The sequence below is a fragment of the uncultured Gelidibacter sp. genome (assembly GCF_947500795.1).
In the GTDB taxonomy this organism is placed as follows: Bacteria; Bacteroidota; Bacteroidia; order Flavobacteriales; family Flavobacteriaceae; genus Gelidibacter.
The window spans coordinates 183,540-202,619 of record NZ_CANMTE010000004.1 but is presented as its reverse complement, the minus strand read 5'-3'; the positions used below and the strand labels follow the sequence as shown (position 1 = coordinate 202,619).

Below are 19,080 nucleotides of genomic sequence, written 5' to 3'. Positions count from 1 at the left end.
TTATGGTTATAGTTATCGCTCCCGAAAAGGATATTGAAGATGAAATAGCTATTCTAACCCAGCTTTTTGAAGCTGGATTGGAATACTATCATCTTCGTAAACCAAAAAAAAATTATGAAATGCATCGTGCCTATTTGGAAAAAATCGATTCCATCTATCACAACAGAATTGTAGTGCATTCCTATCACGAACTCGTCAATGAATATAACCTAAAAGGGATTCACTTTCAAGAACAGGAAAGAAAGGATAAACTGGAAATTCCAGGAAGATATTTCAAAAATTTGGAGATGTACGGGAAAACAATCAGCTCTTCATTTCATGAGCCTGAAGCTGTGTTGCACTGCGATTTTGAATTTGATTATCATTTACTAAGTCCTGTGTTTACATCGCTATCGAAAAGCGGATATGAAGGGCGTGGTTTTGATGTAAATTCGATTGATAAAACCATAATTGGAATGGGTGGGGTCACTGCCGACAATTGTAAGGCTTTTAAAACTTTAGGTTATAAAGGCGTGGGCGTGTTAGGTGGGGTTTGGAACAGCACGAATCCTGTTGAGGATTTTGGAAAAATAAAGAGCAATTTTGAGTCAGCGTAAATACATACTAACAATTGCTGGCCATGACCCGAGTGGAGGGGCAGGAATCACTTCAGATATAAAAACATTTGAAGCTCATGGACTGTACGGACTATCGGTATGCACAGCAATCACCATTCAAAACGATAGCACATTTAAAGCTTGCACGTGGATAAATGTGGAGACTATTTTGGCGCAAATTGAAATCTTGTTTGATCGTTTTGAAATCGGCATTGTGAAAATTGGAATTGTCGAATCTTGGGGCATCGTGCTAATGATTTTAGAAAAACTGGTTGAATTAAACCCTAGCATAAAGATCGTTTTAGATCCCATTTTAAAAGCCAGTGCCGGTTTTGATTTTCACTCAAATGAGGAGCAGACTTTATTGGATAACATATGGAAACAGTGCTATCTCGTTACTCCTAATTACAATGAAATTCAAAGGTTGTATCCCGAAAAGAATATTGAAGACACTATTGAACACATCTGTAGGTTTACCAATATCTATTTAAAAGGCGGGCATAGAGCAGATAAGAAAGGAGTGGATGAATTATACTACAATGAAATTATGAAGATTACTATGCTTCCCCATCTCGTTAAAGTTTCTGAAAAACATGGAAGCGGATGTGTGTTATCAGCTGCTTTGGCAAGCAATATCTGCTTAGGTATCGCCGTGGAAGATGCGTGTAGATATGCTAAGAATTATACAGGACAATTTTTGATTTCCCATCCATCCTTATTGGGAACACACCCTAAAAATTTAATCGCATGATATCGAAATTACACTATATATCACAAGGTGATAGTCCTGAAAAGCATTTGGAGCATATAGAGAATGCTTGTAAGGCGGGAGCAGATTGGGTACAGCTGCGCCTTAAAAACAGAGATGAAGCTATCCTTCTGAAAACAGCAGAAAAAGCTAGAGAAATCACCCATTATTATCACACCCGATTGATAATAAATGATCATTATAAAATAGCTAAAGCGGTAAAATCGGACGGTGTTCATCTGGGAAAAACAGATGCATGCCCAACGGAAGCTAAAAAGCATTTATACAGCTGGCAAATTATTGGAGGGACGGCAAACAGCATTGAAGACTGTAAGGAATTGATAGAAAAAAAGGTGGATTATATAGGCTTAGGACCCTTTAGATTTACCCAAACCAAATCTAATTTAAGTCCAATTTTAGGGGTGGAGGGCTACGAAAAACTATTGCGGAATCTTAAAACTGAAACACCCATTATCTCCATTGGCGGCATCACATTAACTGATGTTCTTGAAATTTTAAAAACAGGGCTGTACGGTATTGCGGTGTCTGGGGCAATCACAAAAGATTTCAATCAAATTTATTCATTCCAAAAGCTTTTAGGAACCTCAAGTTTTGAAGCAAAAAGCTTTGAAATGACATCAAACAATATAAAATGACAGATTTACTAACCATAGCCGATAAAACGTTTAATTCTAGATTATTCACAGGAACAGGTAAATTCAGCAGTTCTCAAAAAATGCAAGAGGCAATCCTTGCCTCAGAAAGCGAATTGGTAACCGTCGCCTTAAAAAGAGTAGAACTCGATAATAAGTCTGATGATATTCTGGTCCATCTCAACGCAAAGCACATTAACTTGTTGCCAAATACATCGGGTGTAAGAACTGCTGAAGAAGCCGTTTTTGCTGCTCAGTTGGCCAGAGAAGCCTTAGGCACACACTGGATAAAACTTGAGATTCATCCGGATCCGAAATATTTACTTCCGGACCCAATCGAAACGTTAAAGGCAGCTGAAGAGCTAGTGAAATTAGGTTTTGTGGTCATGCCTTATGTGCATGCAGATCCTGTGTTGTGTAAGCGTCTGGAGGATGTGGGCGTGCAATGTGTGATGCCTTTGGGAGCCCCAATAGGCAGCAATAAAGGGATCATGACCAAGGATTTTTTAGAAATTATTATAGCGCAAAGCAATGTCCCTGTGATCGTAGATGCAGGTATTGGAGCACCATCTCATGCGGCTTACGCTATGGAAATGGGAGCCGATGCCGTTTTGGTCAATACTGCTATTGCCGTCAGTCAAAATCCAGTGCAAATGGGTATGGCATTCAAATTGGCCGTTCAGGCCGGCCGAATGGCATATCAGTCGAAATTGGCTTCAATAAAAAATTATGCAGAAGCGAGTAGTCCTCTAACATCCTTTTTAAATGAGTAGTTTTAGAACCGTATTCGATACCTATGAGTGGAGCACCATAGAAAAGGAAATTTATTCTTTCTCATCACAGGATGTTCAAAATGTGTTGGCAAAGGATAAGTTGACACTGGAAGACTTCAAAGTATTGATTTCCCCTGCCGCAAAGCCGTTTATTGAACACATGGCACAACGAAGTCATGAGCTTACCAAAAAACGTTTTGGAAATACCATCCAAATGTATCTTCCCATGTACCTATCCAATGAATGTCAAAATATTTGTACCTACTGTGGTTTCAGCATGACAAATAAAATCAGGAGGCGCACACTTTCAGATGATGAAATTCTTAAGGAAGTAGCCCACATTAAAAGTTTAGGATATGATCATATTCTTTTAGTCACTGGTGAAGCAAATAGCACCGTTGGTGTTTCTTATTTAAAAAATGCCATCAGTTTAATCAGAGAACATTTTTCTAACATCAGTATCGAAGTACAACCTTTAGATCAAGAAGATTATGAAACTCTGATTAATGAAGGGCTGTATGCGGTTTTGGTGTATCAAGAAACCTATCACAGAGAAACTTATAAAACACATCACCCTAAAGGGAAAAAATCAAATTTTTACTATAGATTGGAGACACCGGATCGATTGGGGAAAGCTGGGATTCATAAGATTGGCATAGGTCCCTTATTCGGTTTGGAAGATTGGCGAGTCGATAGTTTTTATACCGCCTTACATTTAAAATACCTTCAGAAAACCTATTGGCGGACAAAATATTCTATTTCCTTCCCAAGGTTGCGCCCACATGAAGGCAATGTGCAACCAAAAGTCGAAATGACCGATGCTGATCTTGTTCAGCTTATTTGCGCATATCGTTTATTGGATGAAGATGTAGAATTGTCTATGTCAACCCGCGAAAGTGAAAAATTCAGAGATCACATTATAAAATTGGGAATTACCTCCATGAGTGCTGCTTCTAAAACGAATCCCGGAGGCTATACAGTAGATAAACAGTCATTAGAACAATTTGAGATATCTGATGAACGTAATACTGATGCTATCATAGCCATGATACGTTCACAAGGCTATGAAGCGATTTGGAAAGATTGGGAAAAAATGGGGTCTTGATTTAATATGGATATGGAATTAACAGCGACTGAAATTGAACAGTATAGCAGACACCTACTTCTTGACGAAGTGGGAAAAGATGGCCAATTAAAATTAAAGCGCTCAAAAGTTTTAGTAATAGGAGCTGGCGGATTGGGTTGTCCTATACTTCAATATCTCACAGCAGGAGGAATTGGAAAAATCGGAATTGTAGATAACGATACCGTAACGGTTTCAAATTTACAGCGTCAGATTTTATTCACTCAGATGGATATCGGGAAGAACAAGGCTGAAACTGCGGCTGATCGTTTAAAATTATTGAATCCAAATGTGCAATTTGATGTTTATGCTGTGAAGTTGTCGGTGGTTAATGCCATTTCATTATTTGAAGGGTATGATATGATCATCGATGGTACAGATAATTTTAGCACGAGATATTTAATTAATGATGCTGCGGTAATCATGAATAAGCCTGTAGTTTCTGGATCTATATTTAAGTATAATGGGCAGGTTACCGTGTTTAATTATAACAATGGCCCGACTTACAGATGTCTGTATCCTACACCACCAAAAAACGGTGCGATGTTAAATTGTTCTGAAACAGGTGTGCTAGGCGTATTGCCGGGTATAATTGGTAGTTTACAAGCCAATGAGGTTTTAAAAATGGTTTTAGGTATAGGAAATGTGCTTGCAGGAAAGTTGTTGATATTTGATGCGCTAACGATGGAACAATCGGTACTGACATTTGAGAAAAATCATAAACTTCAAATAGAATCATTAGCGGATTCATATGAAACTTTTTGTGGTTTGGATAAAGCTATTGTTGAAATTACAGTTAAAGAATATAACGAAAAACAGGCACAATTCAATCTGCTTGATGTCAGGACTCAAGCGGAACGAGACGAATTTCATCTTGACAGTTTTCATATCCCATTGGATGAATTAGGCGACAGATATGATGAAATACCTGCTACTAAAGATTTGGTGATATACTGTAAATCCGGATCGCGTAGTAAATTAGCTATTGAAATTCTGAAGCAAAAACAGTTTAAGAAAAAGCTGTTTAATTTGAAGGGTGGCGTATCTGGGATGGCTTAAGTCCCCACGTTAGATTTTATACATGCTAATTGTATTCCTTTGTGCTTTAGATAATGGAGTGGAAATGCGTTATCTGCTACCATGTAATAGGCTTTTATCTTCTACCGACGCCATCCGATCTTTAGTGACTCCTTCTATTTTTATAAAACTTGAATTAGAACTTTTTAATTATTCTTAAAAGAAACAATCACTTTTTTGAAGTATACAATATGACAAAAACCATCAAAAGTCCCCACTATGCTTAGAGGTGTCTTAAGTAATTGATTAAAGTAGGTAATTGTATTTCGCTATTGTAAGTTGTGATACAGACAAAAAAAGTTAAAAATTATTATGAAATCTAATTTTATTTAACAATATTAGTAACATCATTAAGAACCTCCATTGGAGGTAGCAACCTGCAATAACAAGCGAAGGTGCTTTTACAATGAGCCAGTACAAATGGAAAAAAATGTGTTTACCTTCCCTTTGTAATATTTTAAATTGAGTTAGTATTTAATAATTATAAACGTTCGATATGTTACAAACAGAGTTGATTAAACTAAAAGTTAAGGGAAATTCTTCACGAGGAAGTAAAGCTTTAAAAATTAAAACCACATTTATTGATGCTTGTGTATCCTTGGACTCATCTATATTTGAGCCTTTAATTGAGGAGGATCAGTATTTTCAAGATTTGGATAAATACCGCTTTTTACAATCTTTAAAAGAAGAGTTTGACTCGTGGAAAGCGAAAGGGTTTACAGAAACCACTATGATTGAAGGCCATTGTAATGGTTGTCATTGTGGAGATAAAGTTTATCAATTTTATACAAATTCCTTAACACCCGCATTTGCATATATTATACATGAGAAAGATAACGAAATTGAGGACATATTTATGTGCAATCTGAGTAGTGGAATGTCAGTTGTAGAAATGGGCACATTACAGCATTATAATTTTTGGAAATAAATATCAACATTAACAGGAGTATTAAGAAAATTACCTTTTTTGCCGCTTTGGTATTCTTAATCACCTTAACGTCCTGTTCTTCGGACAATGAAACAAATTCTAATATAGCAATAAGTCCTCCCTCCTGGATTCAGGGAGCATGGATGGAAGAGGGGCAGTCGGCTGGTTTCAAGTTTACGAGTAATGATTTAATAGTGATATTACCAGGTGGAGTTCAACAAAGTCAACGAGAGCTGCTTCTTTTAGGTTCAAATTCAGGGCAATCAGTTTCTGCTACTGATCAAATTAGAAGCGACTACTATTCGGTAACTTTAAAATATCCTCCAGGTCAGTCAGTAACATATACATTTACAAAATTGACGAACAGTTCAATTGCTTGGACCGCTGCACCGGATAGTGTTCTTTATAAGCAATAGCTTATTGATTATTTGGGTGATCACAGGAATGGATGTAAACGATTAGATATTAGTAAAAATTTTAAATTATTTTTCGTGTATAACGATGCATTATGAAAACCGTTTTTACAACACAAGAAGGAGTTAAAATGAACTCCGAATTAGATTTCGGAAGCACTAAGGAGATCCATGAACAATTTCAATATCTTATGGATACTTTAGAAACAATGTTTGATGAGGAATTCAATTACTACTACAGAGTTACTGATGATAATTTTATCCAATTGGCCTATTCTTATGGTAAAAGTGAACTGCAGATTATGGCCCAATATAGAATGAGGTTCAAGAATCTTAAGGAGAACATTACTTTTATTGTAAAAAACTCAATTGAAGCAAGCGCCCCATTTAGCGGCTATCCAAAATTCGAAAATAGTTCGGTGTTTACGGAACAGGAATTTGATGGCATAGTTCAATCCATTAAGGATGAAAAAGATGCTATTTCAAAAAAATCCTTAGAAAATATTACGCCTCTCATCACTTATCTCAAAGAGAACAACCTGAACCCCGTTCCTTCAGGGTATTCACCCACTAATTGGAACGCTCAATGTCCTTCAGGAAGAGGACATTCTATTATGGTAAGCACCAAAAGCGATGAATGGGGTTGTGGTTATTGCCGTCGAAAGGGTGGGATAGCCGAACTCGAAAGTTGGTTACATGAAAAATAAGATATTCACAGAGTTAGTGATTGATCTTAAGGTGAAAAATTATTTATAAAAGGAGACGCATCAAACACTCATATGAAGTAGTTAAAAGCAAAAGAGCTGCCATTTTACAATGGCAGCTCTTTTAGGCTAATTCAAAAAGATCTCCTTTTTAGTTTATTTTAGAATTTGAATTGATTTCTGATAGCGGAATTGGCAAATACGCATGAGAAGCTGCGTTAAAATTCGTTCTTCCTGCGGCCTGCATCGCCTCGTCTAACATATTCCATCGTCGTAAGTCAAAGAATCGAACAGACTCCAATGTAAACTCCATCGTACGTTCATGAATGATTTGTTTTTTAACGTCTGCCTGAGAAACCGCAGTTATTGGAGGCATATTGCCATGCACTCGTCTTACTTCATTAATAATAGTGATCGCTTGTGGCGTAGCGCCTGTTTCATTTAAGGCTTCTGCATACATCAGTAACACATCAGCGTAACGCATCAGCACCACATTCACCCCAACATAACTATTGTTGGAGACATAATTTGGTAACCATTTTCTAAAGTAAGCTGCATTATCATTAGTGTTTCCGTAGGTGTCGTTCATAAGTTTATCCCATGTACTCCCTTGCATGGCATTAGTGCTTGGGTCATTGTAATATGGATCTTTGAAATATAGTGAACCATAAAGTCTGTAATCATAGAGGCCATTGCTGGCAATCTTTCCTTCGCTCTTCATAGCGTTCACAACGTTCATAGTGGCTGCAATACCACCCCAGCCTCCAATGGACCAATCGCCAACAAAAGCATGGAGTCGGGTCGCATTCCACGAGCTAGCATCACCACTTTTAAATTGTAATTCAAAAACGGATTCTGAGTTATTTTCATTCTCACCATTAAATAGGCTAGAGAAATCAGATTCTAAAGCATACGTTCCAGCAGCACCTTCAACAATAGGCTTGAATGCATTCGCTGCATTTGCAAAATCGGTAGCTTCAGCTGATGTTGGGTCGCCTGCCTTATACATGTAAGCCTTGCCTAAATACGCTAATGCGGCACCTTTGGTAGCTCTTCCAGGCTCAGTGCTTTCTACATTTTTAAGCATCTCAGCAGCCTGTTTGAAATCTTTTATGATGGCTTCCCAAGATTCTGGACGGGATGCTAAAGGTTTGTCTAAAGTTTCATTGGAAATCAACTCTGTTCTTAAAATAATTTGCTCATAAAGCGTCAATAATTTGAAGTGGTAATAGCCTCTTAAAAAGGTGGCTTCTCCTATGATCTGTTTTTTTTCTGCATCAGATATTTGATCCGAAGTCATTTGACCTACCTTGGTAATAACTTGATTTGAGAAATTCAATCCTTTATAATTCGTGGACCATATCACATCAATAAAGGTGTGGCCGTTGGTATAATTAAAATTGAATATGGACATCCAATGCGAATAATTACTCGCATCTGGTCCTGGTAAAGCGTAGTCAGATCTGAAATACTCAACCACAGGTCTTCCTTCTTGCCACCCATCCCAAAAGTTACTTCGAGATTCTAATTCTGAATAGGCGGCTACCAATCCGGATTGTGCATCTTCAGCGTTTCTCCAAAAACTATCGGAGGTAAGTTGGTCTGGTGATGTTTGCTCTAAAAACTCATCATCACTACAGGATGTTGAGAAGGTTACTATAAGCGTAACGACAATTATTTTATATAAATTTTTCATGGTGTTATGTTTTGTTGTTCTTAAAATGCCAGTTGTACACCAACAATTACAGATTTATATTTTGGATATAAATTATTATCAATACCTCTAGATAATACGCTTCCTCCAACTTCAGGATCTAAACCACTGTACTTGGTGAACGTAAATAAGTCCTGACCGGTTACATAAATTCTAAATTTATCGAGCTCTAAAGTTTCAAGAACATTGGTTGGTAAAGAGTATCCTAGCTGAATGGTTTTAATTCGTAAATAATCGCCATCCTCTAAAAATCGGGTAGAAGCTCTGTTATTTCTATTAGGATCTCCCAATATCGCTCTCGGAATGTTGGTATTGGTATTAGAAGGTGTCCAAGCATTTGCAGCTTCTGCCCTAAAGTTTCTTCCTGTATCTAAACTGAGTAATCTGAAGTCGTTACCGTTATAAATCTTGTTACCTCCAACGCCTTGGAAGAATACGTTCAAGTCGAAGCCTTTGTAATCGGCGGACAAACTTAAGCTGTATTCATATTTAGGAATTGCAGTGCCTTGGTAGGTTTCATCAGCAGCATCAATTTGACCATCGCCATTTTGATCCACAAATCTGATATCTCCTGGTGCTGCTTCTGGTTGCGCACCGTGGGCATCAATTTCCGCTTGACTTTGGAAAATGCCATTGGCAACCGGTAAAAAATAAGCGCCCGGCTCATAGCCAACTTGGGTTTGGTTTACGAAATGGTCCGATCCGAATAGTAATCCGATACCATATAATTTTTGATTGGCATTACTAAGTTTTGTCACCTCACTATTCACAGTGGTAAACGTTGCAAAAGCCGAGTAATTTAAAGCATTGTCTTTATTGACGTAGCCCAATTCAAACTCCAATCCGTTGTTCTCAAATTCTCCCACATTAACTACAGGATTGTTGACACCGCTTGATGGAGAAACTTCTTTGGTGATTAAAAGATCTTCTGTTGTTGTTTTATAGTAGTTGATAGATCCTTTTAATTTGTTGCCTAAGGATGCGAAATCAATTCCAAAGTTTGAAGAGGTATTCGTTTCCCATTGCAGATCGTCATTTTGCAAATCGCGGGCAATACTTCCTAAATAAGAGTTTTGAGGATTTCCAAATACATAGCCACCAGTATCCTGATCTTTTCCTTGAGAAATCAACGCGATATAATCATAATAGCCTAAAGCACTATCATTACCGGCTTGTCCCCAGCTGTATCTCAGTTTTAGAAAGTTGAAGAACTCTTGGTTTTTCATGAATTCCTCGTCTGTAATCTTCCAGCCTAGCGCAAAAGAAGGGAAGGTTCCATATTTATTGTTCTTTCCAAATTTTGAACTGCCATCGCGACGGATACTTGCCTGAAGTAAATAACGATCGTTATAGGCATAATTCAATCTTCCAAACTGCGATACCAAAGCGTATTGTGCATTGGTACCTTCACCAGAAAACGTCCCATCTCCAAAGGCATTTAAAGTGTTAAAACTAGGATCGAGGATGGTTGCTGGTACTTTGTCGTCATTTTCATCAAATTTATAACCTTCGCCCTGGATGTAAGTTTCTTTAAATGGCTCTGAGATTCTCTGATAACCCGCTAATAAATTGAAGGAATGTTTATCAATTTCGAACATATAATTCAAGGTGTAATCTTGATTTAATCTTCTAAATTCACTGTTGTATTCAGAAACAAAGGCAAATTCGTTTTGAGGATTATCATCAATATCCCTTACTCTAAATGCTGGGTGAAACGCGTATGTATAACTGTCTCTATTGGATAATGCGAAATTGGCATTGGCGAACAAGCCTTCAATGATTTCGTAATTAAAACTCACATTTCCTAAGAAATACTTCTGTTTGGTGTACCCGTCAATAAGGGCATCTTCACCCACAGGATTTCGATGATCAGGAAGATCTCCGCTTCTAAATCCGTAACCAGAAGGTTTTGTCGGATCTAAAACGGGGATTAATGGCGATATAAAATAGGTTTCTCTCAGTGAAAATTTATAATCCTCACGATTGGTTTCGCTATAATTTAAAGCCGTATTAATTTTTAATTTTCCCTTTTTGATTCCCATATTGGCATTGATGCCTTTTTTGTAAAACCCTGAACCAATTAATATTCCTTTTTCGTCTGCATAACTTCCGGCAACGCTATAATTTACATTTTCTGAAGCGCCACTAACGCGAACATTCAATAAGTTCAATTGACCATTTCTGTGTGTTTCATCAATCCAATTGGTGTTGATATTAGATGGATTTTGGATGTACTGCGGTAAGGCCGCACCTGCGTTTTCATACATTTGTCTGTGTACTGAAAGGTAGCCGTCAGCATCCAGTAACTTCATGTCCTCTCTTGCGGAATTGGAGCTTAAAGAACTTTCAATCTCAATTTTGGTCTTCCCTAATTTTCCTTTTTTAGTGGTGATGATGATCACACCGTTGGCCGCTCTTGTACCGTAAATTGCACCAGAAGCCGCGTCTTTTAAAACTTCAATCGACTCAATATCGTTTCCGTTGATAAAGTAAGGGTCCGCTTGAACGCCATCTACAATATACAGCGGTTGGTTATTTCCAAAACTTCCAATACCTCTAATGGTAATATCTGCAGCCGCGCCAGGACTACCTGAGGAAGATGTCACTGTAACACCAGATACTCTACCTTGTAAGGCGTCTACCGGATTGGTGGTGACAACTTTGTTGAGATCCTCGCTTTTTACGGAACTGATAGCGCCCGTAACATCACTTTTCTTTTGGGTGCCATATCCCACAAGCACTATTTCATCTAAACCTTCTGCATTTTCCGCAAAGGTAATGTTGATGGTCCTTTGACTGCCTACTGTAATTTCTTGAGTGGTAAACCCTAAATAACTGTAGACTAAGACGGATTGTTCGTTTGGAACTTCTAGAGTGTAATTCCCATCAAAGTCAGACTGTGTACCTACGGTGGAATTACTTTTAAGCATTATTGTTGCACCAGCAACGGGCATACCAGTGTTGTCTATAATGATTCCTTTTACTAAAATACCTTGGGCATATGAATTAGACATAAATCCAAAAGATACAAAAGCAAAAAACACTAAAAACAGAATGTGTACCGAGTGATTTTTAAATCGCGAATGATTTTTTCTCATTGTAATAAATTATTTGTTGGTTCAGACTTCTACCCGTTTTTAAACCAGGGTTTAAGATGACCAAATATGAATTTATTTTGAGATAAAACATCACAAATCACCTTTACATAACCTTTACAAAGCCTTAAAATTTAACTTTTGAAAACTAATGGGAATTTCAATCTTTTAAGGGTAATGTTTTGTAAATGCGGTGTTTATATTATAATTTAGGGAGTTTTTTTGGGGAAAATGGAAATTTTATAGCTTTTAAACCTATTTTCAGAATTACAGTTCTTCTAAAAACGTCACAAGATTATCTTTGGTGTCTAAGCCTAGCTTTTTTCTTAGGCGATGTCGCCCAATTTCCACAGAATTGACTGAAATATTATTGATGTTCGCAATCTCTTTGGAGCTTAATTTGAGTTTTACCTGAACTGCAAGCTGAACATCCTTATCTGTCAGATTCGGAAACTTTTCCTTGAGTTTAAATAAGAAATCACTTTGGAGATTTTCTATGTTGGTGTGAAAGCGTTGTATATCTTCATTCAAGTCAAATTTGAATGAGTAATCTTTGATGAGGGCGTCAATATTCTTTTTGACCTCTTTTAAATCGGTGAATTTTAAACCTTTTAACGATTTGGTCAAATCCTTGTAGATGGAAGTCCTTTGGGATATAAATAACGCGAGATTGGTAAGCTCTTTGGTTCTAAATTCTAATTTGTGTTCCAGATTCTCCCGTTCTAAGCTTTGTGTTTTTAATTTCTCTTTTGACAATTTTTGACTTTGTAAATAAAGGGCTTTTTTCTTTTTAATGTTATTCCACAAACTGCCAATGATGAGTATGGCGATTATTACCAATAACAAAGAACCAATGAGAATGTAGTTCCTTTTTTGAGCCTCTAAATTCCGTTGTTGTTCTAAAAATTTAATTTCATTTTCGCGTCGTTCTGCCTCGTATAAAATCCTCATTTCAGCCAACTTCTCGCTTTTATTGCTCGAAAAAATATCAGAAGTCCCTTCAGCATACTTCATATAATAGTTGTAAGCTTCTTTGTAATTGTTTTTTGCTAAGTAGTACTCTGAGAGTATTCTGTTATTCTCTAAATCAATTTCTTTGTTGTTGCTCAAGGTTTCAATGATGCTCCTGGACTCCTTTAGTAAGGCATATGATTTTTCAAAATCGCCTAGTTTTAGGTAGACAATGGAGAGCTCATGTAGAATATAAACCTTGTTTTGGTCATATTTTATTTGATTGGTGATTTCTAAGGCGGACTCTAAATATTCTTTGGCCAAATCGAGATCATTGATCTTGCGGTAGCAAATACCCATGTTCTTTTTGGCTTCGGCAATCCTGTCTTTATTGTTGAGGTTTTCAATGAGTTCTAAAGATCTTTTAAAGAAAGACAAAGCTAAAGTGCAGTTGTCCTGACGCTCATAAATCAGTCCAATACTATTGTAACTGTAGGCAATCCGAGGTTTGTCGCCTATTTTTTCGTGTATTTTTAAGGTTTCTGTATGGTATTCTAAAGCCTTGTCTAAATAACCAATGTCATAATAGAGCCATCCGAGTGTACGTAAAGTAAAAGCCAAGTCATAATCATTTCCTAAAGCCTTTCGGATTTCTAAGGATTGTAGTCCATATTGAAGTGCTTTATCAAAAATATCATTAAATAAGTACCCTTGACAAAGATTAATAAGTGCTAAACCTTCTTGTTCCTTGGTGCCATATTGTTTTGACAATTGCAGTGCTTCGGAAGCATATTGAATGGTTTTATCAGGATCTATGGACCAATAAATTTCGGCAATTCTATTTAATAAAGGTATCTTTTGTGCACGCTCTGAAGTGGGTAATAGGATTAATAAACTGTCCAGTTCAATTTGTGAGTCGGCTGGGTTTTCATCCCAAATATTTGTTTGGGATTGCGATGTTAAACCAATACATATAAAGGTGATTAGAATAAAAGTTTTCAATTGGTTCATCAGTCGGAAATTTAAGGCCATCTAAAAATACAGTTATCTACAGTTACATATGCACGTTCACAAAGAGGATTCGAATTTATATTGAAATTCTTTAAAAAAGTGTGTTTGTAAGGTCATGTAAAGGTGAATTTTGACGTAATATTAATAAAAATTAGAAATTTGTTACCATGATATTGATACTATTTAAATAATCTGAAATGGGTGTAAAACTATATTTTAAAAAAGTGATGAAATTGACTCTGGTGATTCTGCTGTTAATTAGTTTTGGTTGTAACACGCAAAAGCAATCGACAAGTAATGCCGATTCTTTTACTTTTTTAGATTACAGTAAGAACAGTTTGGATTATCAAATCACTCCAGAAAATTCTTCAGACCGATCTGGTTTAATGTTTTCTGATCAAGGCGCTTGGTTTGCTTATGGATTGAGTGATGATACAACTGAAACTATCGGTTTTTCAGGACCTTTTTTAATGACACAGCAAAACGGGGTGTGGTTAACTCAGTCGCTTTTGAATCCGTCATTTAAAGTGAATACTACAAGTGAAGTATTAAAACAAGAAAGTGCGACGAGTTATGCGAGTCATTTAGAAATGAGTTACACCAGCGATAAATTAGCTGTTGACGAAACACTCGTTTTTAAAAACGGACATACCGCTTTAGTGGAGACTCAAATTAAAAACATGAGCGATAAAGCTATAGCTGTAGAAGTGCTTTGGAACAACGCTCCTGTTTTGATAGATGGTATTTCGTTTTCACAAGTGGATCATGTCATCAAAATTACATCTTCCAAGTCCGACGCAAGCGGATATATTACGTTTCCGAAGACTACAACTGTCGCCATGGCTGATAGTTTACAATTTACAGCAACTAATAAAATATCTCTTAAACCTGGTGAAAGCAAAGCATTTGTCGTGGCACAAACTTTTATATTTCCAGAATATTCTTGGGGAGAGGAGCGAAAGGCTATTGAAAACGTAAATTTTGAAACGGTCTTAAAAGAGCGTAAAGGAGAAAAGAACCGTCAATTACAATCTATAATTGAAAATCGTAAACCGGAATATATAGATGATAAATACGCTGAAGTATTGGCCAAAGCACATTTGACCTTACAGAATAATTGGCGTATTCCTGCTGGAGAACTCAAGCATGAAGGCTTATTTCCTAGTTATCATTATGAATGGTTTCACGGATTTTGGTCTTGGGATTCTTGGAAGCATGCCGTTGGCTTATCCTATTATGACGTTAGTTTGGCTAAAGATCAAATGCGCGCCATGTTCGATTTTCAGAGTGATAACGGATTTATCGTTGATTGTGTGTTTAGAGACACCACTATTGAAGCCCATAATTATCGCGATACCAAGCCACCACTTTCGGCATGGGCAATTGTCAATATATATGAAAAGGACAAAGACATTGATTTCGTGAAAGAGTTTTACCCAAAACTTAAAAAGTATCATGAATGGTGGTATGAAAACCGAGATCACGACCAAGATGGATTATGCGAATACGGTTCTACAGACGGTACTTTAATTGCTGCCAAATGGGAGAGTGGGATGGATAATGCCATTCGTTTTGACGACTCTAAAATTTTAAAAAATTCGGAAGACGCCTATTCTCTAGATCAGGAAAGTGTGGATTTGAATGCCTATTTATATGCAGAAAAGTTGTTTTTAAGTCAATTGGCGGCCATTTTAGATCACACAGAAGATTCGGAAACCTACAAGGCAGAAGCTGGTGTTTTGAAAGAAAAAATTCAACAACAATTCTTTGACCCTGAAGATGGTTGGTTTTATGACACCTCTATTGATGGTAAAACATTTATCAAAGGTGAAGGAAGCGAAGGTTGGACGGCGCTTTGGGCAAATGCAGCCAGTCAAGAACAAGCTGATGCTGTCAAAATCAAATTAATGGAACCTAAAAAATTCTATACAAAAATCCCTTTTCAAACCATGAGTGCTGATCATGACAGATTTGACCCACTAAAAGGCTATTGGAGAGGTCCAAACTGGTTAGACCAAGCATATTTTGCGGTGCAAGGCTTACGCAATTATGGGTTTCATGAAGAAGCCAATCAAGCCACCATTCAAATTATTGAAGGTGCTGACGGAATTTTAGGCAAAGGAAAATCCATACGTGAAAATTATCATCCCATCACTGGCGAAGGTTTAAATGCACAAAATTTCAGCTGGAGTGCGGCGCACCTTATCATGCTCTTACAAAATGACTAAATGAACTACGAGAACTTAAAAATATCGAATCAGCAAGCGGAGGATATTCTCCTGAAACGCTTCAATATTATAGGGACTGCATCGCCGCTTCCTGGAGAAATCGATTTTAATTTTAGGATTAAAGTCGCTGATTCGGACGGTTATATTCTGAAGATTTCCCGCCCCAATGAAGATGAAGGCTATTTGGATTTTCAACAAAAACTATTACAACATGTTGAAGGCAATGGGCAACATCTTATTGCACCCAAAGTAATTCCGGATGTTGACGGAAATCCGATTTCTAAAATTACTGACGCTTTTGGTAAGGAACGCTTTGTACGGGTATTAACTTGGGTTTCTGGCCGTGTGTGGAGTACTGTAAATCCGCAATTAGACGATTTACGCTTTAGTTTAGGGGAGCAATGTGGCCTATTAACACAAGCATTGCAAGGCTTTGATCACCCAGAAGCACATCGCGAATTTGCTTGGGATGTAGCGCAAGCACTTTGGACCAAACCGCACCTGGATTTGTTCCAGAATGAAGACCGAGAAATCATCGCTCATTTTCAAAATCAATTTGAAACTTCGCAAGAGAGCTATGTAAAATTAAGAACCGCAGTTGTTCATAATGATGCCAACGACAATAATGTGATTGTTTCATCAGACTTGATAAGCCCAAAAGTTCAAGCGTCCATCGATTATGGTGATGCCGTCCATACCCAAATCATCAATGATCTTGCGGTGGCGTGTGCGTATGCCATTATGAATCATAATGATCCGTTGGAAGCTGCTTTGCCAATTGTTGCAGGATATCACACAGCATTTCCGTTAGAGGAAAATGAGTTGATACATTTATATAATGCCATTGCTATGCGTTTGGTGATTTCCGTTACTAAATCGGCCATCAATAAAATAGAAGAACCGGATAATACATACTTACTCATTAGCGAAAAGCCAGCATGGGAAGTCCTGAAGAAATGGAGAAAGATAAGTTCAGATTTTGCTTATTTCAGTTTTAGAAAGGCTTGCGGATTTGAAGCGCATCCTAACGTGAATGAATTTAAAAACTGGGCTTCAGCACAGCACTTTCAGCTTTCAGAATTATTTCCATCAATCGCCACTAATAAAACACTTCATCTCGATTTAAGTGTATCGAGCAAATGGATCGGTCATCAAGAAGATTTTAATGATTTGGACCTTTTCGAATTTAAAATCAACCGACTTCAAAAGGAACATCCAAATAAAATTATCGCTGGCGGCTATTTAGAGCCACGTGCTTTATACACGTCCGATGCCTTTGATAAAGTTGGGAATTCGGGTACCGAAAGTAGAACCATTCATTTGGGTGTCGACTTTTGGCTTCCAAGCGGAACACCTGTTCACGCTTTGTTAGATGGAGAAGTGGTCATTGCCGTCAACGATGCAGGCTATAAAGAATATGGCGGATTGGTCATTTTAAAACATCAAACTGACCAATTTGAATTCTATACACTTTATGGCCATCTATCGGTAACGAGTGCTACGGCACATAAAGTTGGTGACCTTATTAAAAAAGGTGAGCAAATAGGAGCATTGGGCACTTCAGAAGAAAATGGGAATTGGGTGCCTCATCTTCATTTTCAAGTGATATTGTCACTATTAGGATACACCAATGATTTTCCAGGGGTCGCCTATTACAATCAAATAGAGGTTTGGAAAAGTATCTGTCCTGACCCTAATCTATTGTTTAAATCAGAAGCACTCCGCGACATTCATGAAAATTCAAATGAGGAATTAATCGCTTATAGAAAACAACATTTAGGCAAAAGTTTAAGCCTACAATATAAAGTGCCTATAAAAATGGTGCGAGGTGCGGGCCAATATTTAATTGATCAATTCGGGCATAAATATTTAGATACCGTCAATAACGTTGCGCATGTTGGACATGAAAATTATAATGTTGTAAAAGCAGGTCAAGAGCAAATGGCGCTTATCAATACCAATTCGCGCTATCTGCATGACAATATCAATGCCTTGGCTGAAGAGCTTTTGGAGACCTTACCGCCAGAATTAAGCGTCTTGCATTTTGTGAATTCAGGAAGTGAAGCCAATGAATTGGCCATTAGAATGGTAAAAGCAGCCACAGACGAGCGCGATATTATTGCAAGTGAGGTTGGCTATCATGGCAATAGTAATATGTGTATTGATATCAGTTCGTATAAGTTTGATGGAAAGGGTGGAAGCGGCGCGCCAGAACACACGCATATTTTTCCATTGCCTGATGCTTTTAGAGGGAAATATACAGGAGAACTTACGGGCGAATTGTATGCCGAGGAAGTGCAAAAGCAAATCGATAGTATTCATGAAAAAGGTCGCGGCGTTGGGGCATTGATTATAGAACCAATCATTAGTTGCGGTGGACAAGTGGAATTGCCAAAAGGCTTTTTAGCCAAAGCCTATGAAAAAGTGAGAGCCGCTGGCGGACTTTGTATTTCTGATGAAGTACAAACCGGTTGTGGCCGAATGGGAAAAACATTTTGGGGTTTTCAGTTGCACGATGTTGTTCCAGATATTGTGACTATTGGAAAACCTTTAGGCAATGGACATCCGCTTGCAGTCGTTGCTTGTACGCGCGATGTTGCAGATAAATTTGCCAATGGGATGGAATATTTCAACACGTTTGGTGGTAATCCCGTGTCTTGTGCTATTGGTGCTGAAGTAATTCGTACCGTAAAACGTGATAAACTACAAGAAAATGCTTTAAACGTGGGCGAATTTTTAAAAGCGGAACTTCAAAATCTGTCGCAAGACTTTCCAATTATTGGAGATGTTCGTGGGCAAGGTTTGTTTCTTGGAATTGAATTGGTTGATGCTGATAAAAACCCTTTAGCGGCACAAACAGATTATATAGCGGACCGAATGAAAGATCACGGTATTTTAATGAGTACGGACGGTCCCGATCACAATGTCTTAAAAATTAAACCGCCCATTGTTTTTACGAAAGCAAACGCTGAAGAGCTGCTTTTTTACTTAAGAAAAGTGCTTGCGGAAGATTTTATGAGATTATGATTTCCATCCATTAAAAAAGAATATATCATAAGTCCCAAA

General features: G+C 37.5%; 13 protein-coding genes and 1 riboswitch. Of the genes, 10 read left to right on the top strand and 3 right to left on the bottom strand.

Annotated elements, in window-relative coordinates; all coding sequences use genetic code 11:
- Nucleotides 1-2 precede the first annotated feature (2 nt).
- The 8 genes from Q0947_RS11040 to Q0947_RS11005 all read left to right on the top strand — a co-directional run bounded on the left by Q0947_RS11040 (nt 3) and on the right by Q0947_RS11005 (nt 7,018).
- Nucleotides 3-596 (top strand): thiamine phosphate synthase, encoded by a 594-nt coding sequence (locus tag Q0947_RS11040; protein ID WP_299397179.1) that lies wholly within the window; start codon nt 3-5, stop codon nt 594-596.
- Complete coding sequence (locus Q0947_RS11035) at nt 583-1,347, top strand: hydroxymethylpyrimidine/phosphomethylpyrimidine kinase (RefSeq protein WP_299397177.1); 765 nt, start codon at nt 583-585, stop codon at nt 1,345-1,347. Before Q0947_RS11040 ends, Q0947_RS11035 begins: the two co-directional genes overlap by 14 nt.
- Nucleotides 1,344-2,000, top strand: coding sequence for a thiamine phosphate synthase (gene thiE, locus Q0947_RS11030; RefSeq protein ID WP_299397174.1), 657 nt, complete (start codon nt 1,344-1,346; stop codon nt 1,998-2,000). The genes Q0947_RS11035 and thiE overlap by 4 nt, the downstream gene beginning before the upstream one ends.
- Nucleotides 1,997-2,770: a thiazole synthase gene (locus Q0947_RS11025; RefSeq protein ID WP_299397172.1), complete on the top strand. Its 774-nt coding sequence runs from the start codon at nt 1,997-1,999 to the stop codon at nt 2,768-2,770. Before thiE ends, Q0947_RS11025 begins: the two co-directional genes overlap by 4 nt.
- Nucleotides 2,763-3,875, top strand: a complete 1,113-nt coding sequence (gene thiH / locus Q0947_RS11020) for a 2-iminoacetate synthase ThiH (RefSeq protein ID WP_299397169.1) — start codon at nt 2,763-2,765, stop codon at nt 3,873-3,875. The genes Q0947_RS11025 and thiH overlap by 8 nt, the downstream gene beginning before the upstream one ends.
- Nucleotides 3,876-3,887: 12 nt before the next feature.
- A complete protein-coding gene (locus Q0947_RS11015) occupies nt 3,888-4,952 on the top strand; it encodes a HesA/MoeB/ThiF family protein (RefSeq protein ID WP_299397166.1) in 1,065 nt (354 codons plus the stop codon).
- Between the two features lie 360 nt (nt 4,953-5,312).
- A riboswitch (SAM-I-IV-variant riboswitch) is annotated at nt 5,313-5,410 on the top strand.
- Between the two features lie 56 nt (nt 5,411-5,466).
- A complete protein-coding gene (locus tag Q0947_RS11010; RefSeq protein ID WP_299397164.1) occupies nt 5,467-5,898 on the top strand; it encodes a hypothetical protein in 432 nt (143 codons plus the stop codon).
- 508 nt (nt 5,899-6,406) lie between these two features.
- Nucleotides 6,407-7,018, top strand: a complete 612-nt coding sequence (locus tag Q0947_RS11005; RefSeq protein ID WP_299397161.1) for a hypothetical protein — start codon at nt 6,407-6,409, stop codon at nt 7,016-7,018.
- A gap of 148 nt (nt 7,019-7,166) precedes the next feature.
- Here Q0947_RS11005 and Q0947_RS11000 read toward each other — a convergent pair whose 3' ends face one another.
- The 3 genes from Q0947_RS11000 to Q0947_RS10990 all read right to left on the bottom strand — a co-directional run bounded on the left by Q0947_RS11000 (nt 7,167) and on the right by Q0947_RS10990 (nt 13,786).
- Nucleotides 7,167-8,711, bottom strand: coding sequence for a RagB/SusD family nutrient uptake outer membrane protein (locus Q0947_RS11000; RefSeq protein WP_299397158.1), 1,545 nt, complete (start codon nt 8,709-8,711; stop codon nt 7,167-7,169).
- Nucleotides 8,712-8,731: 20 nt separating this feature from the next.
- Nucleotides 8,732-11,827 carry a TonB-dependent receptor gene (locus Q0947_RS10995; RefSeq protein WP_299397156.1) on the bottom strand — a complete coding sequence of 1,032 codons (3,096 nt, stop codon included), beginning with the start codon at nt 11,825-11,827 and terminating at the stop codon, nt 8,732-8,734.
- 264 nt (nt 11,828-12,091) lie between these two features.
- The gene (locus tag Q0947_RS10990; RefSeq protein WP_299397153.1) at nt 12,092-13,786 is read right to left on the bottom strand and encodes a transcriptional regulator; all 1,695 of its coding nucleotides are present in this window, start codon (nt 13,784-13,786) and stop codon (nt 12,092-12,094) included.
- A 197-nt stretch (nt 13,787-13,983) separates the two neighbouring features.
- Here Q0947_RS10990 and Q0947_RS10985 point away from each other — a divergent pair, with 197 nt between their 5' ends.
- Both Q0947_RS10985 and Q0947_RS10980 read left to right on the top strand, forming a co-directional pair.
- Nucleotides 13,984-16,014 (top strand): trehalase family glycosidase, encoded by a 2,031-nt coding sequence (locus tag Q0947_RS10985; RefSeq protein WP_299397151.1) that lies wholly within the window; start codon nt 13,984-13,986, stop codon nt 16,012-16,014.
- Nucleotides 16,015-19,041 carry an aminotransferase class III-fold pyridoxal phosphate-dependent enzyme gene (locus Q0947_RS10980; protein WP_299397149.1) on the top strand — a complete coding sequence of 1,009 codons (3,027 nt, stop codon included), beginning with the start codon at nt 16,015-16,017 and terminating at the stop codon, nt 19,039-19,041.
- Nucleotides 19,042-19,080 lie beyond the last annotated feature (39 nt).

Coding starts and splice junctions, on each gene's coding strand:
- Q0947_RS10995 (WP_299397156.1), bottom strand. CDS start 11,827: ATGAGAAAAAATCATTCGCGATTTAAAAATCACTCGGTACACATTCTG.
- Q0947_RS11040 (WP_299397179.1), top strand. CDS start 3: ATGGTTATAGTTATCGCTCCCGAAAAGGATATTGAAGATGAAATAGCT.
- thiH (WP_299397169.1), top strand. CDS start 2,763: ATGAGTAGTTTTAGAACCGTATTCGATACCTATGAGTGGAGCACCATA.
- Q0947_RS11005 (WP_299397161.1), top strand. CDS start 6,407: ATGAAAACCGTTTTTACAACACAAGAAGGAGTTAAAATGAACTCCGAA.
- Q0947_RS11010 (WP_299397164.1), top strand. CDS start 5,467: ATGTTACAAACAGAGTTGATTAAACTAAAAGTTAAGGGAAATTCTTCA.
- Q0947_RS10985 (WP_299397151.1), top strand. CDS start 13,984: ATGGGTGTAAAACTATATTTTAAAAAAGTGATGAAATTGACTCTGGTG.
- Q0947_RS10990 (WP_299397153.1), bottom strand. CDS start 13,786: ATGAACCAATTGAAAACTTTTATTCTAATCACCTTTATATGTATTGGT.
- Q0947_RS11025 (WP_299397172.1), top strand. CDS start 1,997: ATGACAGATTTACTAACCATAGCCGATAAAACGTTTAATTCTAGATTA.
- thiE (WP_299397174.1), top strand. CDS start 1,344: ATGATATCGAAATTACACTATATATCACAAGGTGATAGTCCTGAAAAG.
- Q0947_RS10980 (WP_299397149.1), top strand. CDS start 16,015: ATGAACTACGAGAACTTAAAAATATCGAATCAGCAAGCGGAGGATATT.
- Q0947_RS11015 (WP_299397166.1), top strand. CDS start 3,888: ATGGAATTAACAGCGACTGAAATTGAACAGTATAGCAGACACCTACTT.
- Q0947_RS11000 (WP_299397158.1), bottom strand. CDS start 8,711: ATGAAAAATTTATATAAAATAATTGTCGTTACGCTTATAGTAACCTTC.